The 24,616-nt window shown below is 73.3% G+C and carries 22 protein-coding genes; 8 read left to right on the top strand and 14 right to left on the bottom strand.

Features of this window, described 5'->3' with window-relative positions; all coding sequences use genetic code 11:
* Positions 1 to 17: 17 nt before the first annotated feature.
* From AB0H71_RS03295 to AB0H71_RS03270, 6 genes are read right to left on the bottom strand one after another with little or no spacing between them, the layout of a single operon-like run.
* Complete coding sequence (locus tag AB0H71_RS03295) at positions 18 to 3,038, bottom strand: amino acid adenylation domain-containing protein (protein ID WP_357014385.1); 3,021 nt, start codon at positions 3,036 to 3,038, stop codon at positions 18 to 20.
* Complete coding sequence (locus AB0H71_RS03290) at positions 3,035 to 5,632, bottom strand: beta-ketoacyl synthase N-terminal-like domain-containing protein (protein WP_357016125.1); 2,598 nt, start codon at positions 5,630 to 5,632, stop codon at positions 3,035 to 3,037. The genes AB0H71_RS03295 and AB0H71_RS03290 overlap by 4 nt, the downstream gene beginning before the upstream one ends.
* A 7-nt stretch (positions 5,633 to 5,639) precedes the next feature.
* Positions 5,640 to 6,605: a hypothetical protein gene (locus tag AB0H71_RS03285; RefSeq protein ID WP_357014384.1), complete on the bottom strand. Its 966-nt coding sequence runs from the start codon at positions 6,603 to 6,605 to the stop codon at positions 5,640 to 5,642.
* Entirely contained in the window at positions 6,602 to 7,045 is a 444-nt protein-coding gene (gene panD, locus AB0H71_RS03280) for an aspartate 1-decarboxylase (RefSeq protein ID WP_357014382.1), read from the bottom strand. The genes AB0H71_RS03285 and panD overlap by 4 nt, the downstream gene beginning before the upstream one ends.
* Positions 7,030 to 7,833 carry an MBL fold metallo-hydrolase gene (locus AB0H71_RS03275; RefSeq protein ID WP_357014381.1) on the bottom strand — a complete coding sequence of 268 codons (804 nt, stop codon included), beginning with the start codon at positions 7,831 to 7,833 and terminating at the stop codon, positions 7,030 to 7,032. Before AB0H71_RS03275 ends, panD begins: the two co-directional genes overlap by 16 nt.
* Entirely contained in the window at positions 7,830 to 10,157 is a 2,328-nt protein-coding gene (locus AB0H71_RS03270) for a hypothetical protein (protein WP_357014380.1), read from the bottom strand. Before AB0H71_RS03270 ends, AB0H71_RS03275 begins: the two co-directional genes overlap by 4 nt.
* A 514-nt stretch (positions 10,158 to 10,671) precedes the next feature.
* Here AB0H71_RS03270 and AB0H71_RS03265 point away from each other — a divergent pair.
* Both AB0H71_RS03265 and AB0H71_RS03260 read left to right on the top strand, forming a co-directional pair.
* Positions 10,672 to 11,271 (top strand): TetR/AcrR family transcriptional regulator, encoded by a 600-nt coding sequence (locus AB0H71_RS03265; RefSeq protein WP_357014378.1) that lies wholly within the window; start codon positions 10,672 to 10,674, stop codon positions 11,269 to 11,271.
* A 182-nt stretch (positions 11,272 to 11,453) separates the two neighbouring features.
* Positions 11,454 to 12,806 (top strand): lipase family protein, encoded by a 1,353-nt coding sequence (locus AB0H71_RS03260; protein WP_357014376.1) that lies wholly within the window; start codon positions 11,454 to 11,456, stop codon positions 12,804 to 12,806.
* 237 nt (positions 12,807 to 13,043) lie between these two features.
* Here AB0H71_RS03260 and AB0H71_RS03255 read toward each other — a convergent pair whose 3' ends face one another.
* A complete protein-coding gene (locus AB0H71_RS03255) occupies positions 13,044 to 14,291 on the bottom strand; it encodes a helix-turn-helix domain-containing protein (RefSeq protein ID WP_357014374.1) in 1,248 nt (415 codons plus the stop codon).
* 141 nt (positions 14,292 to 14,432) lie between these two features.
* Positions 14,433 to 15,644 (bottom strand): SpoIIE family protein phosphatase, encoded by a 1,212-nt coding sequence (locus tag AB0H71_RS03250; RefSeq protein ID WP_357014373.1) that lies wholly within the window; start codon positions 15,642 to 15,644, stop codon positions 14,433 to 14,435.
* A 345-nt stretch (positions 15,645 to 15,989) separates the two neighbouring features.
* On the opposite strand from AB0H71_RS03250, the gene AB0H71_RS03245 reads away from it, so the two are divergent.
* The gene (locus AB0H71_RS03245) at positions 15,990 to 16,313 is read left to right on the top strand and encodes a hypothetical protein (protein ID WP_357014371.1); all 324 of its coding nucleotides are present in this window, start codon (positions 15,990 to 15,992) and stop codon (positions 16,311 to 16,313) included.
* A gap of 89 nt (positions 16,314 to 16,402) precedes the next feature.
* Here the strand turns inward: AB0H71_RS03245 and AB0H71_RS03240 are convergent, their stop codons facing one another.
* A complete protein-coding gene (locus tag AB0H71_RS03240) occupies positions 16,403 to 17,236 on the bottom strand; it encodes a hypothetical protein (RefSeq protein ID WP_357014369.1) in 834 nt (277 codons plus the stop codon).
* Between the two features lie 58 nt (positions 17,237 to 17,294).
* Here AB0H71_RS03240 and AB0H71_RS03235 point away from each other — a divergent pair, with 58 nt between their 5' ends.
* Positions 17,295 to 17,495: a hypothetical protein gene (locus tag AB0H71_RS03235; RefSeq protein ID WP_357016122.1), complete on the top strand. Its 201-nt coding sequence runs from the start codon at positions 17,295 to 17,297 to the stop codon at positions 17,493 to 17,495.
* Between the two features lie 61 nt (positions 17,496 to 17,556).
* On the opposite strand, the gene AB0H71_RS03230 is transcribed toward AB0H71_RS03235, so the two are convergent.
* Positions 17,557 to 18,150: a hypothetical protein gene (locus AB0H71_RS03230; protein ID WP_357014367.1), complete on the bottom strand. Its 594-nt coding sequence runs from the start codon at positions 18,148 to 18,150 to the stop codon at positions 17,557 to 17,559.
* A gap of 351 nt (positions 18,151 to 18,501) precedes the next feature.
* On the opposite strand from AB0H71_RS03230, the gene AB0H71_RS03225 reads away from it, so the two are divergent.
* The gene (locus AB0H71_RS03225; RefSeq protein WP_357014366.1) at positions 18,502 to 19,149 is read left to right on the top strand and encodes an ANTAR domain-containing protein; all 648 of its coding nucleotides are present in this window, start codon (positions 18,502 to 18,504) and stop codon (positions 19,147 to 19,149) included.
* Positions 19,150 to 19,383: 234 nt separating this feature from the next.
* On the top strand, positions 19,384 to 21,225 hold the full coding sequence (locus AB0H71_RS03220) for an anthranilate synthase family protein (RefSeq protein ID WP_357014364.1): 1,842 nt from the start codon (positions 19,384 to 19,386) through the stop codon (positions 21,223 to 21,225).
* 17 nt (positions 21,226 to 21,242) lie between these two features.
* Here AB0H71_RS03220 and AB0H71_RS03215 read toward each other — a convergent pair whose 3' ends face one another.
* From AB0H71_RS03215 to AB0H71_RS03205, 3 genes are all read right to left on the bottom strand, one after another.
* Positions 21,243 to 21,638, bottom strand: a complete 396-nt coding sequence (locus AB0H71_RS03215) for an SRPBCC family protein (RefSeq protein ID WP_357014363.1) — start codon at positions 21,636 to 21,638, stop codon at positions 21,243 to 21,245.
* 206 nt (positions 21,639 to 21,844) lie between these two features.
* A complete protein-coding gene (locus AB0H71_RS03210; RefSeq protein ID WP_357014361.1) occupies positions 21,845 to 22,048 on the bottom strand; it encodes a cold-shock protein in 204 nt (67 codons plus the stop codon).
* A 136-nt stretch (positions 22,049 to 22,184) separates the two neighbouring features.
* Positions 22,185 to 22,601, bottom strand: coding sequence for a DUF3052 family protein (locus AB0H71_RS03205; RefSeq protein ID WP_357014359.1), 417 nt, complete (start codon positions 22,599 to 22,601; stop codon positions 22,185 to 22,187).
* Between the two features lie 608 nt (positions 22,602 to 23,209).
* On the opposite strand from AB0H71_RS03205, the gene AB0H71_RS03200 reads away from it, so the two are divergent.
* On the top strand, positions 23,210 to 23,491 hold the full coding sequence (locus AB0H71_RS03200; RefSeq protein ID WP_357014358.1) for a hypothetical protein: 282 nt from the start codon (positions 23,210 to 23,212) through the stop codon (positions 23,489 to 23,491).
* A gap of 10 nt (positions 23,492 to 23,501) precedes the next feature.
* On the opposite strand, the gene AB0H71_RS03195 is transcribed toward AB0H71_RS03200, so the two are convergent.
* Complete coding sequence (locus AB0H71_RS03195) at positions 23,502 to 23,753, bottom strand: hypothetical protein (RefSeq protein WP_357014356.1); 252 nt, start codon at positions 23,751 to 23,753, stop codon at positions 23,502 to 23,504.
* A gap of 478 nt (positions 23,754 to 24,231) precedes the next feature.
* Here AB0H71_RS03195 and AB0H71_RS03190 point away from each other — a divergent pair, with 478 nt between their 5' ends.
* The gene (locus AB0H71_RS03190) at positions 24,232 to 24,612 is read left to right on the top strand and encodes a hypothetical protein (RefSeq protein ID WP_357014354.1); all 381 of its coding nucleotides are present in this window, start codon (positions 24,232 to 24,234) and stop codon (positions 24,610 to 24,612) included.
* Positions 24,613 to 24,616 lie beyond the last annotated feature (4 nt).

The raw sequence follows: 24,616 nt of genomic DNA, 5'->3' as shown, positions 1-24,616 counted from the left end.
GTTCGCGGGCACGGGCGTCACACCCGCTCGGCCAGGAACTCGGTCAGCGTGTCGGGGGTGCAGTGCTCGAACAGGTCGACCACGCTCAGCTCGGGCAGCCCGAGCCGGGCCCGCAGCCGCTCGCCGACCTGCAGCACCATGGCCGAGGTTCCGCCCGCGTCGAAGAACCGGGTGGAGCCGTCGAATGCGGTGCTGCCGAGCACTTCGCTCCACACCTCGGTCACCACCGCGTCGAGCCCGGCAGCGGCGCGGTCGCCCGGCGCGGCGGCGGGCGCGGTGTCGCGGTCGGCGGTGTGCAGCCGGGTCAGCGCGGCGGCGTCGAGCTTGCCGTTGGCGTTCACCGGCAGCACCGGGACGACCAGGTAGCGGTCGGGGTGGAAGGCGCGGGGCAGCAGCGGGCGCAGCCGATCGCGGACCGCCGCGAGATCGCCGTCCCCGGTCAGCACCAGGAAGCACACGAGTTCGGCGGTGAGCCCCTCCCCCGCCACCAGCACGTGCGCGTTCGCGACCAGCCCGGTCCGGTGCAGGGCCCGCTCGACCTCGCCCGGCTCGAGGCGGTGGCCGCGAATCTTGACCTGGGTGTCCATCCGGCCCGCGACGACGAACTGCCCGTCCGCGCCGAGCGTGCCCCGATCGCCGGAGAGGTAGCGGGGCACGCCGTCGATCTCGACGATGCGCGCGCGGGTGAGCTCGTCGTCCCCGAGATACCCCCGCATGAGCCCGGGACCGCTGATCACGAGCTGGCCGGGGACGCCGCGGGGCAGCACCCGGTGCGCGGCGTCGACCACGGCCATGCCGGTGTCGGCGAACGGCCTGCCGATGACGGAGCGCTCCGGCGGCCGGGCCGGGACGCGGAACGCGGTGTGGTACATGGTGGTCTCGGTGATGCCGTAGCAGTTCACGACCGCCACGTCGGGGCGGGCGGCGACGAAACCGCCGACGCTGCCGTACTCCAGCCGCTCCCCGCACAGCAGCACGTGACGCAGGTGGTCCAGCGTGCGAAGCCACGGCCCGTGCACGGCGAACGCCGACGGCGTCTGCGACACCACCGCCACCCGGTGCCGGTCCAGGAAGGCGCCGAGCGCGGCCGGGTCGCGCTTGACCTCGGCGCCCGGAATGCACACCGCGCCACCGGAGAACAGCGCACCGAAGGTCTCGACGAGGGAGATGTCGAACGACATCGAGTGGAACAGCAGCCAGCGCTCCGCCCCGATGCCGGTGGCCCGCCGCAGCCCGTCGAAGAACCGGACCGCGGCGTCGTGGCCGATCCGCACACCCTTCGGGGTGCCGGTCGTGCCGGAGGTGAAGATGATGTAGGCGAGATCGTCCGGGGCAGGGCCGTCACCCGAGGCGGGGGCGGCCGGCAGCCGCTCGGGCATCGCCACCGTGCGCACACCGGGCAGCGGGTCGCAGCGGCTCGCGCCGTCCTCATCGGCCGGGCCAGTGACGATCGTGATGCCGGGGCAGGCCGCGGCGATCTGGGCGACCCGGGCCGGGGCGGCCGCCACATCGATCGGCACGTAGACCTTGCCCGCCTTGAACACCCCGAGCATGGTCGCCACCAGCCGCACCGAGGGCGCGATGGTGACGCCGACCAGGGCGCCGGGGACGTGCGCGCGCAGCCAGGCCGCGACGGCGTCGGAGAGCGCGTCCAGCTCGGCGTAGCTCAGCTTCTCGTCGTCGGTGCGCACCGCCGTCGCCTCGGGAGCGCGGGCCACCGCGGTCGCGAACTCCGCGGCCATGCTGCGGCGCGGGAAGGTGGTCTCCGGGTCGACCCGCGCGGCGAGATCGCCTTCGGCCCAGCTGATCTCGCCGAGCCGCAGGCTCTCCGGGGCGGCCACGACCTGGTGCAGCACGTGCCGGTAGAGCGCGCCGATATCGGCGTCGGGCAGCTGATCGGCGCGCTGGACGAGCAGCGCGGGCTCGTCCGCGCCCACCTCGACGGTCACCGAGAGCGGGTGCTGCAGGTAGCGGCGGTCCACGTGCAGCGCCTCGCCCGCCACGCCGTCCACGACCGCGGCCAGCGGGCGCGGGTACAGGGTGAAGGCGACCGAGGGCTGGGTGGCGTCCATGGCCTCGGAGCCGATCAGGCTGCGGGAGAACGCCGAGAAGGGCAGCTGCTCGAACTCGAGCAGCCCGCGCAGCTGGGTCTCGGTGCGCGCGCAGAGCTCGGCGAAGCCGAGCTCCGGGCGCAGGTCGAACCGGATCGGCAGGGCGTTGACGCGCACGCCGCGGGTGGTCGCCGAGCCCGCCCCCGAGCGGCGATTGGACATCGGGGTGGAGACCACGACGGTGTCGGTGCCCGCCAGGCAGCCCGCGGCGAGCGCCAGCGTCGCGAGCAGCACTGTGTAGCGGCGCACGCCGAGCGCGGCCCCCGCCGCCTTGGCGCGGTCGTAGTCGGCGCGCGGCAAGGGTTCGCGGCGGATGCCGCCGGTGATCCGGCCGTCGGGGTCGCGCTCGCGCCAGCCCTCGACGCGCAGGTCGTCGAGGCCGGCGAGCACCGCGCCGAAGTGCCGCGCGGCGGCGGCGCGGCTCGGGGCGGGCGGCTCGGCGGCATCGGCGGGCGAGCCGGGGTCGGGGCTGGTGTAGGCGGGATCGGCGTAGCGGGCGGCGAAGTCGGCGAGCAGGTTGTAGAAGCCGAAACCGTCGGAGAGCACGTGCGCGCCGGCGAACAGGAAGTAGGCGTCGGTGCCGTCGGTGGCGATCTCCGCGCGGTAGAGGGGGGCGATCGCCGGGTCGAAGACGGTGTCGCCGAGCCTGCCCGCCTCGGCCTGGATGGCGGCGAGGTCGGGGTAGCGGGTGACCGGGACCGGCGCGCGCACGTCCGTCGGAGTCACGACGACATCGCCACCGGTGAGCGTGAAGGTCTCCGTGAAGGCGCGATTGCCGTGCAGGATCGCCGCGACGGCGGCGGCGAACCGGACCGGGTCGGTCCCGGCGGGCAGCCGGGAGAGCAGCGCCCAGTTCTGCGCCGGGTCGGCGGGGCGCAGCGCGGCGGCGAGCACCAGGTGCCGCTGGATCGGGGAGGCGGGTCTCATGGAATGGTCCTTCTCGTGTGCAGCGCCCGCTCGAGCAGCTCGGCCGCCGCCGCCCGGCAGGGCGGCTCGGTGAAGACGGTGTAGTGGTCGCCGGGGGTGTCGACGGTCTGCACCGCCGCACGGGTCCAGCGGGACCAGTCGGTGCCGGCGGCGGGGTCGATGCCGACGGCGCGGGCCCGCCACGCGGGGAGCGGGATCTCGGCGCGGAGCACCGTGATCGGCACCGAGACCGGGGCCGCGGGCCGGTAGGCGCGCAATGCGCTCGTATTGGCCAGCCACAGCGATTCGAAGGCGGCGAGGAGACCCGCGGGGTCGGCGCCGGGCAGCTCGGCGGCGGCCGTGCGCGCGATCGCGCCGACCTCGCGGCTCAGCGCCTCCGGCTGCACCGGTTCGGCCCCGAACGCCTGCGGCGGGAAGGAATCGATGAGCACCAGCCGGGCCGGTGGCATGCCGTCGCCTTCGAGCTGCCGCGCCATCTCGAAGGCGACATTGCCGCCGAAGGAGTACCCGCCGAGCACCAGCTCCGGGGTGACGGCGCCGCGGGCCCGCAGGGTGCGCACGCAGGCGGCGGCGATCTCCTCGACGGTGTGCGCGCCGCGCACCGCGCGGAACGCCGCCAGGGTCAACCGCGGTGCCGCGCGCTGGAGCGCGGCATAGCCGAAGTTGGTGCCGCCCGCGGGCGGGTACAGGTAGATCTGCGGCTCGCCCGCGCCGAGGACCAGCAGATCGGGGTCGCCGGGCGCGTCGTCCCGATGCCGTCCCGTGGCCCGCCCCTGGGCACGTGCCTGTCCGGCCAGGATCGCGGCCAGGTCACCGATCCGGGAGACCCCGTCCAGCGCGTCGAAGTCGACCCGGAAGCCGATGCTGTCGGTGAGCGTGCCGGCCAGCGCGACCAGCATCATGGACTCCCCGCCCGCGGCGAAGAAGTCGGTGTCCTCGTCCGCCCCGCCGCCCAGCTCGGCCACGGCCAGCCGCACGAACAGGGCGTGCGCGTCGTCCTCGCGGGCGGGCGCGGGCGCTGCCAGCAGCGGCAGGCTGTGGCGCTCCGGGATCAGCGGGCTCGGCGGGAGCCAGATCCGCTGGCCCACATCGGACTCCACTTCGAACCGGGCGGCCGTCGAGCCGACCGGCTCCAGCGCGAGCAGCTCGGCCAGTTCGGTGGCGGACCCCGCCGAGCCCGTCCAGACGTGCTCGTGGCGCACCCGGCGGTCCAGCGTCACCGCGATATCGCGCACCGCCGGCTCCGGGTTCGCCCGCAGGTACTCGGCGAGCCGCTGCCGGTACTCGCGCAGCCCGTCCGCCGAGCGGGCCGAGACCACCACCGGGACCGGCCCCCCTTCGGCCGGTCCCGGTGCCCGCGCCTCGGCCCGCCGCAACACGACGTGCCCATTGGTACCGCCCATGCCGAACGAGCTGACGGCGGCGTACTCCAGGTCGGGCACCGGCACCGGCTCGGTGGCGAAGGCGAACCGCGAATCCGCCAGCGGGATCGCCGGATTGGGCGCGGTGAACGCGGGCTGGGGGAAGATCGTGCGCTCGCGCAGCACCAGCATCGCCTTCAGCAGCCCGACCATGCCCGCGGCCACGTCGAGGTGGCCGTACCCCGCCTTGGCCGCGCCGAGGTAGCAGCGCCGCCCGGCCGGGTCCGCGTAGGCCCGGGAGAGCGCGCGGAACTCGATCGGATCACCGAGCGGCGTTCCCGTGCCGTGTGTTTCGAGGTAGCCGAGCGCACCGGGGGTGATCCCCGCCCGGTCCAGCGCGGCCGCGAGCACGTCCTGCTGCCCGCCGACCGCGGGCGCGCTGTACGCCATCCGCCGCGCGCCGTCGTTGTTGATCGCCGAACCCGCGATCACCGCGAGCACGGCATCGCCGTCCGCCCTGGCATCGGCGAGCCGCCGCACCACCACCACCCCGCCGCCGCTCCCGCGCACGGTGCCGTCGGCGGCCGCGTCGAAGGGCCGCGAGCGCCCGGTGGCCGAGAGGATCCCGCCCGCCTCGTGCAGGTACCCCTGCCCCTGCGGGAAGGCCAGCGACGCCGCTCCCACGATCGCGGTGTCGGCGTCGCCGAAGGCCAGCCCCAGGCACGCCTGGTGCAGCGCGACCAGCGAACTCGAGCACGCGCTCTGCACGGTCAGCGCCGGGCCGGTGCAGCCGAGGCGGTAGGCGATGCGGCTGGCCAGGAAGTCGCGGTCGTTGCCGAGCAGCGCGCGGTAGTCGACCCGGGCCGGGCCCGGCTCCGGCGCGGGCACCCGGCCGTGCAGCCAGGTCGACGCCGAGGCCGTCGCGTACACCCCGATCCGAGCGCCGGAGCGCGCGATCCCGGTGGATTCCATGGCCTCGTGGGCCAGCCGGAGCAGCAGCCGCTGCTGCGGGTCGGTCCAGCGCGCCTCGCTGGCGGTCAGCCCGAAGAACTCGCGGTCGAACAGCTCCGCCTCGGGCAGCACCGAGGCGACCGGAACCTCGTCGGCGTCGGCGCGCACGCGCGGCACCGGGCCGAAGTGCGTGGCGCCCGCGAGCAGATCGGCGCGGAAGCGATCCAGGTCGGCGACGCCGGGCAGCGCGAGCGCCGCCCCGACGATGGCGAAGGGCTCCATCACCGCCTCAGATCACCGCCAGCAGCGCGGCGGCCGAGACGATCTGCCCGATCAGCCACATCCCCGCCGACATCTCCGCGACATCCTTGACCCGGAACCGGTCCGGCTGCACCAGGAACCGCACCGCCGCCCCGATCGGGAGCAGCGCGGTGACCCCGAGCGCGATGATCGCCCACCGGGCGTCCGCACCCGCGGTGTGCAGCACGACCACCTCGAGCACGGTGGCAACGACGGCGAGCGCCACCAGGACCGCGACCGTGCCGGCCAGGCCGAGCGACCGGGTCCACGACCCCGCCGCCTTCGTGTAGTCGACCACGGTCGGCCGGTCGTCGCCGGGCGTGCGCGACTTGCGCGCGATCTCCAGCAGCAGCGCCGCCACGCACCACAGCGCCACCAGCCACCACACCGCCGCCGGCACCAGCCGGTCGCCGCCGCCCATCTGCGCGATCCACACCGAGCCGAAGCCCCAGAACGGCACCACGCTCAGCGCGAGCAGCACCCGCCGCGACTCCAGCCACGCCCCGATCGCCGCCCACTTCACCTGCACGAACTGCACGAGGTTGTTGGTCACGAAGATGACCACCCACCACAGCGTCACCCGGCCCGGCCCGCCGTCGATCCAGATCGAGACCGCCACCGAGACCACCAGGCAGAGCACCGCGATCACCCGCAGCTGGGTGAAGGTCACCAGCCCGCGCTGCAGCACCCGCTCCGGGTAGTGCTCGGCATCGTGCGCGGCGTCCTTGTTGTCGTCGATGCAGCGCACCATGAGCGTGTAGGCGACGAAGGCCGCGAAGCCGGCCCAGGTGGCGGCCCGCAGCGCCGGTTCCTGATCGGTGATCGCCTGACCGAAGAGGAAGGCGGCCAGGAACATGGGCAGCTGCGCCGCGACCTGCCAGGCGGGGAAGCGCTCGTTGGAGTAGGCGAGCAGCCGCAGCGCGAACGGGGACTCGGTGCTGATGGTGGTGGTCACGAGGGAGTTCCTTGTCGCTGTCCGGCGGCGGTGCGGGCACCGGAGATCTGGTCCGTGGCACCGGGGACGGGTTGCGCGGGGTCGGCCCCGATCGCGACGATCCGGTTGGCGGCGTCGACGTGCACCACCCGCGGCCGGTGCGCGGCGAGCTCGGCGGGGTCGAACTGGCCGTAGGCGATCACGATCACCAGGTCGCCCGGGTGCACCAGGTGCGCGGCGGCGCCGTTGATCCCGATCACCCCCGACCCGGGCTCGCCGCTGATCACGTACGTGGTGAGCCGGGCGCCGTTGGTGATGTCGACGATGTCGACCTGTTCGCCCTCGAGGATGCCGGCCGCGCGCAGCAGCTCGGCATCGATGGTGACCGAGCCGACGTAGTGCAGGTCGGCCTGGGTGACGGTGGCGCGGTGCACCTTGGCGTGCATCACAGTCCGGCGCACGACCGCTCTCCTTCCGGTTGGTTCGCCAGTCGGGCGAAGGTGATCGGGTCGTGCGCGGCGAACACGGTGACCGGCGCGCCCGGTAGCCGGGTGAGCTCGGCCAGCCGGTGCAGCGTGCGCACCCGGGCGGTGGCGAGCCGCGGTTCGGGCACCCCGAACGCGGCGCCGGCCAGCAGCAGCCCGGGCAGCAGCCGATGCAGCTGGAGTTCGGAGACGAAGGCGTCGCCCGCGTGCAGCAGCCACCGCTCCCCGGTGTCGATCGCGACGCCGACGTGGCCCGCGGTGTGGCCGTAGAGCGGGACCAGCCGCAGCTCGGGTGGCAGCCCGCTCGGCGCCGCGGTGCCGGGGAAGCCGAACCACTCGGCCCCGCCGCGCTCGTGGATCGACCAGCGCGGGCCGTGCGCCCACTGCGCGGTGCGGTAGCGCCAGCGGTCGGTGCCGGTCGGCGCGGCGGCGGCGCGCAGCTCGGGGCCGTGCACATGGATTCGGGCCCGCGGGAAGTCGCCGATCCCGCCGGCGTGGTCGTAGTCCAGGTGGGTCAGCACGATGTGGCCGACGTCGCGCGGGTCGTACCCCAGCGCCGCGACCTGCCGCAGCGCGGTGTGCTCCGGGTCGAGCCGGGGCGCGAGCACCCGCCGGGTCCAGCCGAGCCTGCGGTCCGGCTCGGCGAGATCGGCGGTGCCGAAGCCGCTGTCCACCAGCACCAGCGCGTCGGCGGTCTCGACCAGCAGGCAGTGCGTGACGATCCCGCTCGCGAGCGGGCCGCAGTCCAGGTGGTGCACCCTCATCCGCGGCCCCGCTCGATCTCGCCGAGCCGCGCCACCGTGGCGACGACCCGCTCCAGGAACGAGAGCCGGTGCGCGGTGTGCACCATCAGGTACAGCGAGAGCCTGCGCACGGTGAAATCGGCCAGCGCCAGCCGGTACCCGCGCCGCCACCGCACCGGGTCGAGCGCGACGCCCGCGGCGCGCTGCACCGCGAGCCGGTGGTGCTCGAGGTGGCCCTCGACCTCCTCGGCGGTGGCCGCCGGGGTCAGCACGTAGGCGAGCAGCTCGGCCAGGTCGCGCTGCGGCACGTGCACCGAGGCCAGCTCCCAGTCGTAGGCCACCAGCTCGAAACCGTCCGCGACCTCGCGCAGCCCGATATTGCGGGAGTTGAAGTCGTTGTGCACCAGGGTGCGCGGCATGGCCTCCAGCTCCGGCCACCAGTCGGCGACGGTCTCGATCCACTCAATGGTCTCGGCGAGCCACTCGCCGGCGACCAGGTGCGGGTACTCGCGGTGGTGGTGCTCGTAGAGCCCGCGCCACAGCTCGGCCATCTCGACCATGCGGCCGGTCTCGGTGGCCGGGCCGAACCAGGGCTTCGCGACGAGCTCGCCGGTGCGGTTCAGCCAGTGCCCGTGCACCGGCGCGATACCGTCGAGCGCGGCGCGGACGTGGTGGGGACGCCAGTCCTGCGGGCGGTCGGCGGAGTCCCTGAGCAGCACGTCGTCGCCGAGCCGCTCCAGCAGCAGCAGGTACGCCTCGCGCTCCGGCGCCCGGTGGATGCCGTGGCAGCGCGGCATGATCGCCGCCAGCGGCCCCGGGTCCCGGTACAGCTCCAGCTCGCGCAGGTGGGTGCCGAGGAAGCCGCTGGCATCGCTGCCCCGCGACCACGCCTCGGCCAGCCTGCCGCCGGCCAGCGACACCAGCCGGTGCGCGGCCAGCACCACCTCGCCGTCGAGCGGCTTGGCCTTGACCACGAGTTCCAGCGGGGCCGCCTCGTCGTCGAAGTGCACGTCCACCGGCAGCACCCCGACCAGCTTCTGGGTGCTCACCCGGTGGGTCAGCTCGCTGATCACGCTGGACTCGGTGTTGTCGCCGACCACCTTGACCGTCTGCACCCGGCCGTCGCCGGTCAGGGTGCGCTCGAAGAACTCCGGGGTCAGGTCGAGCGCGGTGAACCAGCGCACCGGGCGGTTGCGGCCGAGCCGCTCGTGCGCGGTCGCGAACTGGCCGCCGATCACCGCCGACAGCGTCGAGAGGTCGAGCGCGAGCGCGAACCCGGCGATGATCTCGGCCAGCCTGCCCGCGGTTCCGGTGCCGCCGCAGCCGAGCATCTCCAGGTAGTCGGCCTGCTGCGGCAGCCCGGTGCCGCCGCCGACGGTGCCGATCGCCAGCGCGGGCAGCAGCAGCGAGGCGTAGACGCCGTCCCCGTCCGGCTCGATATTGAGGATCCCGGCGCCGGACTCGTGCACGCAGGCGATGTCCTGGCCGGTCGCGGCGAAGATGGCCGCGATCGCGTTCGCCACATTGATGTTCGGCGCGATGCCGCCGCCGAGCGCGGTGCCGATGACATTGATCGAATACGCCCGGCACAGCGCCGCCTGGTCGACCTTCAGCACGTGGGCGAGCGTGGCGCCGTCGATCCGGCACTCCGCGGTCACCCTGGTGCCGCGGCCGTTGATCAGCGAGCGCTGGCTGAGCTTCTTGTCACCGGCGGTATTGCCCTCGACGCAGAAGGAGCGCAGCGCGATCTCCGGGTCGTCGGCGAGCTGCTTCTCGATCCACAGGCAGGCCCGCCAGGTGCAGGCGGTGGTCATGTTCTGCCCGGAGGCGTCGCCGGTCTCGTACTCGAAGACCAGGTCGACGCTGCGCCCGATCTGCATGGGGCGCAGCCCGACCAGCCGCGCGTGCCGCGAGACGTCGGCGACCTGCGCGCTCAGCTCGTCCTGGCTGGCCTGGGCCCACGCCGCGAAGCGGTGCGCGCTCACCACGTCGTCCAGGTCGAACCGCGGCGAGCGGACCATGCGCTGCCCGAGCACCCTCGTGCTGACCCCGCCCGCGCGGGACACCGCGTGCGCGCCGCGGGTCGCCGACGCGACCAGCGCGCCCTCGGTGGTGGCGAACGGCGCGGTGATCCACCCGGTCGCGTGCTCGCCGCGGAAGCGCAGCGGCCCGGCCAGCCCGACCGGGATGGTCACGCTGCCGACCAGGTTCTCGATATTGCCGACCAGCCGAGCCGGGTCCAGGTCGAAGGTGTCCAGCGCGCGCAGGCTGCCGCCGGTCTGCGCGCGAATCCACGCCAGCCGCCTGCGCCGCGCGCTCTCGCTCTCGTGTCCGCGGTCGGGCACGCGGGGCATCGAAGCCGTCTGGTCGCGCACGTGCAGCCTCCTTGGTCGCCCACCGCGCAGCTCCGCCGCCCGGCCGCGGCAGCGCGTTCGGGGGCGAAAGGGCAATGGGGACAGTCGAATCGAAGAAGGCGCCGATGCCTTCCGGGTACTCACCTCGCGACGTCGGCGCTTCCGCAACGTAACAAAGAGAGCGAGCGGTCGCTACTTATGTCGCAGCCGCATACGACGGGCAAACGGGGTGCGAATTCGGGACGACCTGCGCGGACGTCGCCGACTCCAGCCCGGGGAACCGACATTCGGATAGACACGAGTCACACCCGTATGGTTGTGCTATCAAACCGTCAGCGACGGGCATCGAGTCGTCGGCCGCCCTCCCTCCGACTTCGGCACCGAACCTCCTCGGTGTGAGTCCCGGCATTTTCAGATCGAGCCGAGCTCGCGGCCCGATCACATCGGCCACGTTCCCGATAGTGCCCGGTCACGCCGGGTCCGGAGGGCCCTATCGTGCGAGGTCGTGGCACAGCGAACACAGGCCGAACGCCGGGAGTCGACGATCGCCAAACTGACCGACGCCACCATCGGAGCCATCGCCGAGCTCGGCTACCCGCGCGCGACGGTGCAGGAGATCGTCCGGCGGGCCGGCGTCTCCCAGGGCGCCCTGTTCCGGCACTTCCCGAACCGGATCGCGCTGATCGTGCACAGCGCGAGCGGGATCGGCTCCCGGCTGCTCGACGAGTTCGACCGCCGCGCCGCCGAACCCGGCCTCGGACCCCGCGAGATCCTGCTGATCCTGCGCGAACTGGTCGAATCCGACCCGAACCGGGTCTGGCGCGAACTCGAATTCAACTCCCGCACCGATACCGAACTCCGCGCGCTGCTGCTCCCGGTGATCGGGCGGCACTACCGCGCAATCGGCGCCGCCGCCGACCGGCTCCCCCAGCTCGCCCAGCTCACCGCCGCCCAGCGGCGCGCGCTGGCCGAGGTGGCCATCACCGTCTTCCACGGCGAGGCGCAGCTGCAGGCGCTGATCCCGACGCCGGCGGCGGCGGATATGCGGGTGGAGATGCTGCTCACCTATCTGGCCACCCTCGGCGTCCCCCTCTCACAGCCGTGATCTAGACCACTTACCCGCCGGTACGAAATCACCGGATGCCATTGCGACACGCACCACTCTGTGTCATAGTCGGCGGACATTTGATCCCGGACGGTTTCACTCGCCCACGTCGCCGGAGACCCCGTTCTGCGCGGCGCGATCGTGTGACCCCGGTCATCCCAACGGCGTGATGGAGGACGTGTATGAGAACTCGAGCGGTCGCACGGGCGGCGGGCATCGCCGTCGCGGCGCTGTCGACGGCGGTGGCGACGGCGCTGGCGCCGTCGGTCGCGCAGGCCCGTGACACCTTCTACTCCTACAGCGGCACCGCGGATCTCGCGACGCTGGCGCCGGGAACCGTCCTCGACGTCCGGACGGTGCCGTTCCACCTCACCGAGGTGCCGACGCCGCTGACCGCCATCCAGGTGCTGTACCGCTCGACCGACGCGCTCGGCAACGCCGTCGCCAATGTGACCTCGGTGCTCAGAGCCGCCGGTGCCGGCCCGGCCACGGGCGTGATCTCGTACCAGTCCGCCTACGACTCGCTCAACCCCGAGGACAGCCCGTCGCGCGCGGTGGCCGGTGACATCCAGATCGGCGGATTCACCAGCGGCGGGCGCAATCTCGCCGTCGGCGGGCTGTTCTTCTCCGGCGAGGTCACCGGGTTCGCGCTGCTGCTCGCGCAGGGTTTCAGCATCGTGGTGCCGGATACCGAGGGGCAGCAGGCCAACTTCGCCGCGGGCCCGGAGTACGGGATGAACACCCTCGACTCGCTGCGCGCGGTCGCCCGGGTGCCCGAGACCGGCATCGCCCCCGGCACCCGCACCGCGCTGATGGGGTACTCCGGCGGCGCGATCGCCAGCAACTGGGCGGCGATCCTCGCACCGGAATACGCCCCGGAGATCGCGGCGCAGCTCATCGGGGTCGCGCAGGGCGGGCTGCTCGCCGTGCCCGCGCACACCCTCCGCTACGCCTCGGGCAGCCTGGCCTGGGCGGGCGTGGTCGGGATGGCGCTGGTCGGCATCTCGCGCTCGTACGGGATCGATGTCGAGCAGTACCTGAGCGACTACGGCAGGCAGGTCTTCGCCCGGCTGCGGGACGCCTCCATCATCAACGTCTTCCTGCAGTACCCCGGGCTCACCTGGCAGCAGATGGTGCTGCCGCAGTACGCCGACCCGAACTCCATCCCGGAGTTCACCGCGGTCGCGAACGCGATCAATATGGGGCTCGCGCCCGTCCCGACCGTCCCGATGCTCGTCTACCAGGGCACCGGCGGCATCTTCGAGGGAACCGCGCCCGGCGGGCCCGGTCTCGGCGACGGTGACGGCATCATGATCGCCGGCGACGTGCGCGCCCTGCTGAACCGCTACTGCGCGACCGGGCTGCCGGTGCAGTACCGGGAGCTGCCGCTGCTCAGCCACGGTGCCGTGGTACCGATCTGGGCCCTGGAGACGCTCGCCTGGGTGAACGCCCGCTTCGCCGGGGAGCCCGCGCCGACCAGCTGCGGGCAGATCGCGCCCGGCAACGCGCTGGAGCCGGAGGTCTACCACGGATAGCGGGGCGCTGCCGTGCCGGTTCGCGCTGCTAGACAGCGGGTTCCGGCCTCGCCGTCCGGGCCTTCGCGGTTGCGGCGGCTCGCCGGGCACGCGCGTGCCGGACAGCTCCCGCACCGCCGATCCCGCTACCCGCACCCGGCCCACGCTAGGGGGATGCGCGGCTCCCCGCCGGGCCGCGCGCCGGACTTGGTGCCGCCGCACAACGGCATCGATCCGCTTTGTGCGCGGGCTCCAGTCTCAGCCGGTCGGCAGCAGTTCGTCGCCGTAGGCGGCCAGCACCTCCAGCGCCAGCTCCAGGTGCAGCCTGCGCTGCTCGATCGGGCGCCCGAGCCGCTGCTCCGCCTGCTGCAACCGGTAGCGCACGGTATTGGAGTGCACCCCGAGCGCCTCCGCGGTGGCCGTCACACTGCCGCCGCCCGCGAGGAACTCGCGCACCGTCTCGCGCAGCCGGGCGGCCGGTTCACCGGGGCCCGCGATCCCGCCGAGCTCCCGCTCGACCAGCAGCCGGGCCGACTCCACGCTGCCGTCACCGGTGAGCAGGCACACCAGCTCCACATCGCGGTAGGCGATCACCGGCCCGGCGGCGGCACCGTCGGTGGCGAGCCGCTGCGCCGCCAGCGCCTCCCGATGGCTGCGCCGGAACCCGCGCACCCCCGGCCACGGGGTGCCCGCCGCCATCCGGGTGCCGGGCACCGGCGGCGCCGGGATCAGCGCGACATCGGCGGGCTCCGGGGTCGCGACCCAGGCCCACAGCCCGTGCGTGCCGCTGGGCAGGGTGAGCGGGGGCGGGCCGCCGAGCGCGGCGGCGGTGTCGGCGGCCAGCCGGGCCAGCACCCGCGCCGCCACCGGCGAGGCCATGCTGTGCTCGGCCCAGAGCGTGAGCGCGATCTGCTGGTGCTCCACGTTGTGCCCGAGCCGCTCCGGCGTCAGCTCGGCCGCGGCCGCGTCGCCGCGCAGCAGCGCCCGCACGGTGGCGGCGCGCTGCTCCTCGGCGCTGCGGCTGCGCTGCTCGCGCTCCTCGAGGTAGGCGGTGACCACCGCGTCCAGGCAGCCGTCCAGCCACTGGCTGCTGCGCTCCCAGAAGGTCACCAGCACCGCCCCGCGCAGCTCCGGATCGCGGATCTGCAGGTCGAGCACGCCGGTGATGTAGCGCCACAGCCCGCGCTGCCCGACCCGATAGGTCTTGAGCAGCACGTTCAGGTCGTAACCCCGGCGCGCCACCGTGCGGGCGCCGTCGATCACCTCGATCGGCGGCCGGATCCGGAACCGCGGCTGCCCGATCCCGGCCAGCAGCCCGAGCCAGTGCGCCTTGCCGCTGGTGCGCACCTCGCCGCGCAGCTCCGGGTCGGCGGCGAAGCGCGGAAACTCCTCCAGCATCGCCCGGTCGACGTACCGCAGCACGTGCGCGGTCTCGCCCTCGGTGCGCACCCGCTCGGCGAAGTCCGCGAGCCAAGCGTGCACGATCGCGCTGTCGACGGCCACCATGTTCCCTTCCGGGCCCCCGGCCCCGGCGGCGAGTACGACGCGCTGTTCGCCTGTCGCCGAACCGGACTCGGCGCGGCACCGGATGCGGGACGTCCCATCGCGTGACGGATAACGTCGTTACCCGGCAGACAGTACTACATGTTACTGTCCGGTAATCGGGACGGGAAGGTGCAGCGCCAGCAGCGCGGTGTCGTCGGTGACACCGGGGCCGAGAGTGTGCAGCAGATCGGCCAGCGCGGTCACCACGTCGGTCGCCGAGACCGGGGCCAACGTCGCCGCCAGCCGCAGCAGCGCCTGCTCCCCGAAGAGCCCGCCGGTGCCCGTGCGGGCCTCGGTGAGCCCGTCGGTGTAGAACAGCACGGTGTCGCCGGGACACAGCGCCACGGTGGTCGTGACGATCGCGGCACCGGCCAGCACCCCGATCAGCTGGCCTCCCTCGGTCGGGAGATACGAGGCGGAGCCATTGCCGCGCAACAGGATCGGCGGCGGGTGCCCGCCGGAGGCGATGACGATCTCGACCCCGCCGCCGGAGAGCACGAGCTGCCCGTAGAGCACCGTACAGAATCGGGGATCGCCGGGGTGGTGCGCCTCGAGCAATACCCCGTTGAGGTGCTCGAGCACCGCGGCGGGGTCGGCGGCGAAGACCGCGGCCGACCGCAGCGTGTACCGCACCCGCGAGGTGATGGTCGCGGCCAGCGCGCCCTTGCCGCAGACGTCGCCGAGGAAGAAGCCCCAGCGGCCGGCGGCCAGCGGGAAGAGGTCGTAGAAGTCGCCGCCGACCTCGTCCAGCGAGGCGATGTGGTAGTGCGCGGCGGCGTCGAGACCGGGCACCGTCTCCAGCGCGGGCGGCAGCAGCGTGCTCTGCAGCAGGTGGTTGAGCCGGTGCAGCCGGTCCCGCTCCACCTCCGAGGCGCGGTGCGCGCGCAGCAGTTCGCTCTCGTAGGCCCTGCGCTCCTTCGCCGCGACCACGGTGCTGCGGATCAGCAGGGGCGTGCCGTCGGGGCCGGTGCGCACCACCGAGGTGACCAGCACCGGAAGCCGCTGTCCGTCGGCGGCGCGCAGCTCGAGCGCGATCGCGTTCACCTCGCCCTGCAGCTGCAGCAGCGGCGCGAAGTGGGTTTCGTGGTAGAGCCTGCCGCCGACGGTGAGCAGGTCGCCGAACCGGCGGACCCCGACCAGCTCCGCGCGGGTGTGGCCGAGCCACTCCAGCAGGGTGGTGTTGATCCGGGCGATCGTGCCGTCCATCAGGGTGGAGAGATAGCCGCAGGGCGCGTGCTCGTAGAGGTCCTCGGCATCGTCCTCGAGCACGGCGGCGGCACGCTCCTCGGCCCCGCGGCCCGGCGCGGCGCTCATCGCCCGGCCGCGGCCCGGCCCGCGACGACCCGTCCCGCGATCTCGGCGTCCACCCGATCATCCTGGCAGAACCGGGCGATATCGCAGCGATCTTGCACCGAATGGCTCGCGTGTGGCGCGCCGAACCCTGTCGACGTGGCTGGTTGCGTTCCGCTGCGCTGCCGGCGTCCAGCGGCATACCGGGGCATCGGACGAGAGGCGCCTCACCTGGGACAGGATTCGCACCGGACTGTTCGGGTAGGACGCGCGAGCGGTTCCGATGTGGAGGCAGGTGCGCGGGTGTCGGGTTCGACGGTTGCGATGGAGATCCGGGCGCGGCCCGAGCAGTTGGGGATCCTGCGCTCGATGACCCGATCGCTGGGATTGGGGCTGGGGCTGGCGATCGACGCCGCCGCGGACCTGGAGCTGGTCGCGCACGAGGTGGCGATGGCGCTGATCCCGGTGGCGGTGCCGGGCGCGGTCCTGCGCTTCGAGTACCGGGTGCTGGCGATCGAGATCGAGGTGCTGATCAGCTCGCACACCGCTGTGCCGCCGGTGCTGAACGGGCTGGGCTGGCACATCGTGCGCACCCTGGTCACCGACTTCGCGCTGGGGTGCGGCTCCTACGACCCGGCCGAGGCCGGGCACCCGGTGACGGTCGGGTTCTCCTGGCCGCACCCGCTCGGGTAGCGCCGCGGGCGGCTCGGATGCGAGATCCGCCGCTGCCGGGCCGAACCGGCCTGCCTGCGCGGTCCGGCGGCGGTGATCGCCGGCCGCCGTCAATCCCGCGGCAGCAGCAGATAGTGCAGACGCAGCACCGTCGCCCGCCCGAGCGCGAGGGTGTGGTCGGTGCGTACCAGCTGCGCGCCGTCGGGGTAGACGACGAACTCCTCGTGCAGCGGCAGCCGCGCCGCCCACGCCCGCTCCCCCTCGACGACGGTCACATAGGCCCCGTCGGCACCGAACGGCCCCGGCGGCGAAACCAGCCGCAGGGCGCCGTTCTCCCCCGGCTCCGGGCGCAGGAACACCTGAATGGTGCCGAGCGGCAACGGGAAACAGACATGCACACTCGGCTGCGTGGAGCCGGGCAGCACAGCCGTCCGGTAGAAGCCGCTGTAGATGTACTCGCCGGTGGCCCTGGAGGTGCGCAACCACGCCGCTCCTAGGTGCGCACCCGCCCCGTCGAGCAGGGTCTCGACCCGGCTGTCGATGCCACGCGCGGTGTCCAGCGGCCGGATCGGCAGCGCCAGCTGCCCCACCCGCCGCCCGAAGTAGCGGGTGATCAGCCAGCCGCCGGGCACGAACACCGGCGTCCACTGCACCCAGGCCTCCATCCGCCACCGCGCGGTGCGCTGGTAGAAGTCGCGGACGTCGGGATGCAGCCGGGCCGGATCGAAACCGGGGCCGGCGAGCGCGTCGATATCGGGCAGCAGCCCCGCCTCCGCGTCCCGCGTGACCCGCCCACCCGAACGCTCCACCTCCGCCGCGAGCCAGGTATCGGCGACGGTGCCCTTCGCGACAGCCGAGATCGGCGCCCGCAGCCAGGCGTGCGCGCCGGCGAGATCGACCGGCCGCCCGACGGTCTTCCAGAACCGGCGGGTCCCCCTGTCCATCGACCACCACATGCCTGCATTCAACCAGCCCTGGGTGCGGGGCTTCTGGCATCGGGCCATGGACCAGGACGCCGGCGAGTTCACCCCGCGGATCGGCACGGTGGCGCGCCGGGAACTCGCCGCGCACGGCTACGCCCGCTACGAGCAGCTGAGCGCGGTGTCCGCGAAGGAACTGCTCGGCATCCACGGCGTCGGGCCGAAGGCGATCCGCATCCTCGGCGAGGAGCTCGCGGGCCGCGGGAGCGGGTTCGCGGACTGACCCCACTGCGGGCGGGCCGGCAACTCCGCTGGCGGATCGGGGAGCTGTCGGCCGACGCGCGTCAGCAGGCTGCGCACTCGCCCGGGCCGAGCGCGAAACTGCCTGCGACGGCGTCGATGCGAGCACCGGCGGCGCGGAAGCGCTCGATCGGCGCGGAACCGGCGCCGGGATACCCGCCGAGCGCGAGCGCGCATGCCTTGAAAGCGCGGGCGGCGGCGCTGGGATGGCAGTGCGCCCCCGCGAACCAGCGGTCGAACCCCGCGGGCAACTCCTGATCCCACACGACGATGTCGAGCAGGTCGCGCTCGAGGCACTCCCGCACGCCGCCGCGCACCCGCTCATCGGCGGCGAGCAGCGCGGGCGCGACGATCAGCAGCTCCGGCCAGGTGTGGTGCACCGGGACCGAGAGCGGCCCCTCCAGCTCCAGCACCGTCGCGCCGAGGAGCTGCAGCGGCGCGATATCGCCGACGTCGGCGAGCGCCACCGCCACCTCCCAGCCCGCCTGCGCCCGGTCGAAGAGCCAGCCGCCCGCCTGTGTCACGACGTCCTGGGCGTCCGGCGCGAGGACCGCGAGGCGGTGCCGCAGCCGCAGCCCCTGCGAGTAACTCCACCAGTCCCGGATCGGGCTCCGATTCTCCACCGCGCGCACCCGCACTCCCCTTCCACCTCGAACGATCCACTAGCCCGTCGCCACACCCTCCGCCGAAGTTTACGCGCGTAACCCCAGCGATGACCGCCCTGCGCTCGAACGACACCGGCCGCGAAACCTCACCGTGCCGGTGACCACATCCCCGGTTCGGCAGTACCGGTGAGACGTTCGACATCGCACCCCCGACGGACCGGCCCAGCACCGGCACCCACCCTGAGCAACGGCCGCATCACCGCCGCTCCGGGCGGGGATCCCAGCGAAATCGAGCCCCCGAACCGCCCAAACGTCGCGGCGCCCGCGATTCTCCTCACGCCGGAATCCGGAAATGCCCCGCAGGTCAGCGCCGGTTTTACCAGCATGGACAGTTTCCGAGCAGCACCGGCGAGCGGGGTGACCCCCACCGCTCGACTCGAGGCGGACGGCGAGCGCACCGCGGCGGGATCACTGCGCGCGGGGCACTTCTCCTACCGCCCCGGCACCCGGACGGTGTGGTGGTCGGCGCAGGCGGCACCACCGCTCGAGCCGATGGCGGCGGACGACGCGCTCGCCCGCGTGCACCCGGACGACCGGGAGCCGCTCACCCGTGCCCTCGCCGCACCGGAGCGCAGCTGCCTGCGGCTGCGCGTACGCGGCGCGAAGCGGGGCACGCGCACGCTGATCGTGATCAGCGAGCCCGTCCCCGGCGGTGCCGACGGTCGCTACGTCGATCTCACCGCCGCCCTCCGTGCCGACGGCACGGCGCTGGTCGACGAGTCGGTATCCCGATTCCTGACCGGCCGCGCCGTCGTCGAGCAGGCCGTCGGCATGCTGCTGCTCGTCTACGCCATCCCCGCGGACCGGGCGCGCGAGATCCTCGCCTGGCGCGCCACCGAGACCGGTGTGCCGGTCGAGGAGCTCGCGGCCCGGCTCTGCGCCGCGGTCGAGGGGCGGAGCCCGGCGCCGCCCGCCCTGCGATCCCGCTTCGACGACCTGCTGCTGGCCGTGCGCGACGCCGGCTCCGGTTGAGCGGGGCGGATGAGCTCACCCGGCACCGTGCGACGCGGCGGCGCCGCGTGCGCGGACATCCGCCGGAAGTTGTTGTAGGGTCACCGATCATGATCATCGAGCACGGATGGCAGTGGCGCCGGTAGGCGCCACTGTCAGCGTGTGAATTCTCCGCTCAGAGGCTGCCTTTCCCGATCGGGACGCGCCTCGCGGAGCAGGGGCCGGCGTTCGGGCAGGCGTAACGAAAGGTTCCCGGTGTCCGAGCTGTTGATCGAGGTCCTCGAAGGACAACACGATTGTTTCGCCCTGCTCTGCCGCGACGGCAGCACGCTCGACGTGCTGACCGGCCGGGCCCGGCAGGTCGCCACCATCGCCGACATCCCGCTGCCCGGCGACGCGGACGGCCCCGCCGTCCTCGCCGCCATCCCCTACCGGCAGATCGCCGAGCGCGGCTTCGCCTGCCACGACGACGGCGCCGCGCTCACCTGCCTGCTGATCGAGGAGCGCGGCACCGCCGCGGTCGCCGACGCCGTCGACCTGCTGCCGGCGGGCAGCCCCGGGCTGCGGGCGGGCGAATTCACCACCTCGGACAGCGATTACGCGCAGATCGTCAAGCAGATCGTGACCGACGAGATCGCGCACGGCGCGGGCGCCAACTTCGTCATCCGGCGAGACTTCCGGGGCCGGATCGGCGGCGACCACGTGCGCAGCGCGCTGGTGCTGCTGCGCCGGCTGCTGCGCCACGAGGTCGGCGCCTACTGGACCTTCGCCTTCGTCACCCCCGAGCTGGCGCTGATCGGCGCCACCCCGGAGCGGCACGTCTCCGCGCAGGCGGGCACCGTGCTCATGAACCCGATCAGCGGCACCCTCCGGCACCCGGGCGCCGCGCCCGACCCCGCCGCCGTGCTCACCTTCCTCGGCGACCGCAAGGAGACCGACGAGCTGTTCATGGTCGTCGACGAGGAACTCAAGATGATGGCCGCGATCTGCGACCGCGGCGGCCAGGTGCTCGGCCCGTACCTCAAGCAGATGGGCAACCTCACCCACACCGAGTACCTGCTGCGCGGCGAGAGCACCCGCGACGTCCGGGACATCCTGCGCGCCACCATGTTCGCGCCCACCGTCACCGGTTCCCCGATCGAGAACGCCGCCCGGATCATCCACCGCTACGAGGAGAGCGGCCGCGGCTACTACTCCGGCGTGCTCGCCCTGCTCGGCCGCGACGCGCACGGCCAGACCCTGGACGCGCCGATCCTCATCCGCACCGTCGAGCTGCACGCCGACGGCACCGTGAAAGCCTCCGTCGGCGCTACCCTGGTCCGCGCCTCCGACCCCGCCACCGAGGTCGCCGAGACGCACGCCAAGCTCGCCGGTGTGCTCCAGGCGCTCGGCGTGCGGCGCGGGCACCGGCCCGCGCTCGGGCGCACCGCGCTGCACGAGCACCCCGGGATCCGCAAGGCGCTGGCCGCGCGGAACGGCTCGCTCGCCCAGTTCTGGCTCGACCGCCAGCCCGCCGCCGCCCGAGGTGCCGCCGAGCCGGTGACCGCCACCATCGTCGACTGCGAGGACGAGTGGTCGGCCATGCTCGGCCACCAGCTGCGGCACATCGGGCTCACCGTCCGGGTCCGGCGCTGGAGCGAGCAGCCCGACTCCGACCCCGCCGACCTGCTCGTCATGGGCCCCGGCCCCGGCGACCCCACCGCCACGGCGGAGCCGCGGATCGCGCGCATCGACGCGCTGCTGCGGCATCGGCTGCGCGAGAGCCGCCCGCTGCTCGCCATCTGCCTGAGCCACCAGCTGCTCGCCGCGCGGCTCGGGCTCCGGCTGGTCCGGCTGCCCGCGCCGAACCAGGGCAGTCAGCACACCATCGAGCTGTTCGGGCGCCGCACCACCGTCGGGCTCTACAACAGCTTCACCGCCGTCGGCGCGGTGCCGCCGCCCTGGGTGGCCGGGTGCGTCGACGCGGAAAGCGGGGCCGTGCACGCGCTGCGCGGGCCGGGGTTCGCCTCGGTGCAGTTCCATCCGGAGTCGGTGCTGAGCACCGACGGGATCGAGATCCTGGGCGAGCTGGTGACGCACGCGCTGGCCGGGCGCTGAACCGGTCGCGGCGGAGCTCAGCGCTGGCAGGCCATGTGGTCGATGCGGCTCAGGGCGAGCGCCAGGACGGGCAGGTACGCCGGCGCCCACAGCGGAGCGGACATCCACGCCGCACAGCCGCCGGTGACCGGCTCGACGCCGTGCGAGGTGGCCGGGACTCCCGCGACCGTCCAGGACCAGCGGCGTCCCGGGTCGACCTCGGTGATGACGAACGGCAGCGGCACCCCGACCGCGGTGGTCACGATGCCGCGGGCGCCTTCGACCACCCGTCCGCCGTCGATGGAGGCGCCGCGCACGGTCGGGCCCCAGCGCGGCCAGGCGGTGAGATCGGTGAGCAGCGCCCACACCACCTCCGGTGCTGCCGCGATGTCGCGGTGCACGGTCCAGCGCCGGTCCCGCAGTGTCGGTGTCATGTGTTCATCCTGGCGTGGATATGCGGAGGATGCGCGTATGCCGCGCCACTCCGATCCGCCGGGGGCGGACTCCGGCACGGACCCGCACACCTGTCATCCACTGCCACCGGCCCGAGCGACCGCCGCGGCTCCCACGGGAGCGGTGAAAAGGGCCTCGAAACGCACGAAACCCGCGCCGTGGGCGCGGGTTTCGGGTCAGCCGGTCGTTAGACGGCGCGGACGCTCGCCGCCTGCGGGCCCTTCTGGCCCTGCTCGACATCGAACTCGACGCGCTGGCCCTCATCGAGGGACTTGAATCCGGACCCGGAGATCGCGGAGTAGTGGACGAACACGTCAGGACCGCCACCGTCTTGCGCGATGAACCCGAAGCCCTTTTCGCCGTTGAACCACTTCACACTGCCTTGACTCATGTACTTTGTGTTGCTTTCTGTAGCAAGCCGAGCCGTCACTGTGAAGACTCGTGCTTATCTCCACACTCCCACACCCGCGGCAACCTGGCCGGGAACGTGACCCACAGCACTTCTTCTACGCCACCACATCGCACCTTCATCGGGGCGCGCGGGCGGGCAGGCACATCCCGGTGACGTCCCAGTCGTCGAGGACATCGACCCGGGTGGCGATGAGTAATCCCGCCCGCTCGGCGGCTTCGGTGACGATCACCGCGCACACGTGGCCGGGGCGGTCGATTCCCGGAGTGAGCAACCACAGCGGGGTGCTGCCGGTCATCGCCTCGGCGCACGAGAGCAGCACCTCGGCCAGGTCGCCGTCGGCGGCGCGGTGCCACACCAGCAGCGCCTGCGGCGTGTGCAGGTAGTCGCGGTGGGCGAGGCCCCGGCCGATGATCGCCTCGATCTCACTCCGCAACCGCTGGTCGGCGTCCGGGCCGTAGCCCAGCTCGCGCACCCGCTGCCCCCTGCTGAATTCCAGCCGCACCGCGGCCACGAGTACCGGATCGGTCACCACCGCCGTCTCCCTTCCACGTTCGCGCGTGTGCTGCATGACCGAGCGGGGCGGAGCACAGGTGGAGATGTCGAGAGCCCCCTTCGCACCCACCAACAGCGAAGGTAGACCTCGATCGAGCCCCGGGGCCGGTAGCGGATGTCACCGTGGCGTGTCGCGGCGAGGGCTCGGATCGCCGCAGCTTTCTGGGGAACTACAGAGGCCCCGGCGCCAATGGCGCCGGGGCCTGAAGAGTTCGAGGGTTATTGCGACATCATCACTCGGCAGGTGCCGGGCGAGTGAAGGCGGGTCGAGTTGTTCAGTAGGCCACCTCCCGGGATCGGTTGACATTCCTGCGGTACTGCGCCCTCGCCCCCGGCGGTCCGGCCGACCGCACCGGATTCTCTTCTCCGCCGGGGAAAGGCGAGGGTCCTGCCTTCCGGGCAGTTCGCCTGCCCGGCTACCAGTCCTTCTGTTCTCGACGGGAGAGACAGTAGTAGCTTCCCGGCAGAATGTCTACACCCGCGAGAGTAGGTTTTGCGCGAGGGATCGGTGGCATTCCGAGGGGGTCTCATTACCCTGGGTTTCGGGGCCGTACCGGTATCCGAGCCGCAGCAGAACGGGGGGCGGTCGTGGAGAGCGACGATCTGGAAGCCGAACTCGCCGATACGATCACGCGCCTGGGCGGGCTCGGACCGGCTCCCACCCGCGCCGACGTGCACGCGCTCCGGGAGCGGGTCGGGGTGCTCTTCAGCAAGCTGTCGCGCACCGTCCCCGACGGGCCCCGCCACGACCGGCTGCACGCCGCGCTGCGCCGGGCCGAACAGCTGCTCGTCCACGCGAGTGAGCGGGCCGACCGCGCGGTGACCGTCGCCCACATCAGCGCCGCCCGGCGCCGGGCCGCGCCGCGCTGATCCCTTCCGGTTACGTGCCGGGCAGCTCGGCGATGTCGGTGGGTTCGGCGTTCGCGTGCTGGCCGGCACGCGCGAGAACGATGAGGTCACGGGAATCGCGGGCGTGGGTCAGCTGGGCGACCTGCTCGGCGTCGGCCATCGCGACCGCGGCGTGCGCGGCGAAGAGCAACCCGACCTGTTCCGAGTCGTCGGTGAAGGCGCCGGGTTCGTGGGCGTAGAGGCCCTGTCCGAGGGCGATCCGGGCACGGTCGACCTCGTGCACCAGCGGCGCGGAGGCGAACGGAGTGCGCAGGCGGCGCGCCGGGAGGCGACGCTACACCGGCGGTGCCACCGGAACGGTGTCCGTTGGCTCGACGCACCTCCGGCGGCACCTGCGGTTTCCGGCACCCGATGTCGCACGAGTGGGGCCGGACGCCGCACTGGCGATCTGCCCGCTACGGACCACCGCCAAACGCGCCGGCGACACGCTGTGCACGTGGCAGGCCGGACACACCCGGGTCAAGGGGGGTTGCGGCACCACAGCGGGCCTGGCCCGGGAGTTCCACACCCGGCTCGCGTACGGCGCTTCCCCCCGGGGTCGTGATACCACCCGGTGAGCACCCGTACTCCATTGTCATCGAACACATCCGGCCCGGAACGAAGATCATGTTTCGCCCGATTCGGGCACTGCGCACCGGCAGCGGTTGTACGCTGCGCGCAAAGTGAACCGCACGTAGTTCACATCTGGATTCGAGAGGCCCATGACGATTCGCACCCCGGGTACGCACCTTCTCCGCGCGGCGGGCGCGCTGCTCACCGGACTCCTTCTCCTGAGCGCGACAGCCTGTGGCGGCGGGTCGGCCGAGCCGCAGGAACCGCCCGCCGCCAGCACCACCTCCCCGGCCCAGACCACTCCCGTGCCCGCCGCCGAGCCCGCCCCGATCAGCAGCGCCGCGCCTGCACCGGCCGAGGCCGCCCCGCCCGCGCCGGAACCGGTGGTCGCCGAGCCGGAGCCGGTCGTTCAGGCGCCGCCGCCGGTCGCGCCGAAACCGGCACCGCAGGCGGTCGCCCCGCAGCCGGCACCGCAGCCCGCACCTCCCACCCTGGACGCGCCCGGTTTCGAGCCGCGCGCCGGCTACTGAGGTC

Source organism: Nocardia sp. NPDC050697 (assembly GCF_040654395.1).
Taxonomy (GTDB): domain Bacteria; phylum Actinomycetota; class Actinomycetes; order Mycobacteriales; family Mycobacteriaceae; genus Nocardia.
This window is presented reverse-complemented; position numbering and strand designations above follow the sequence as displayed.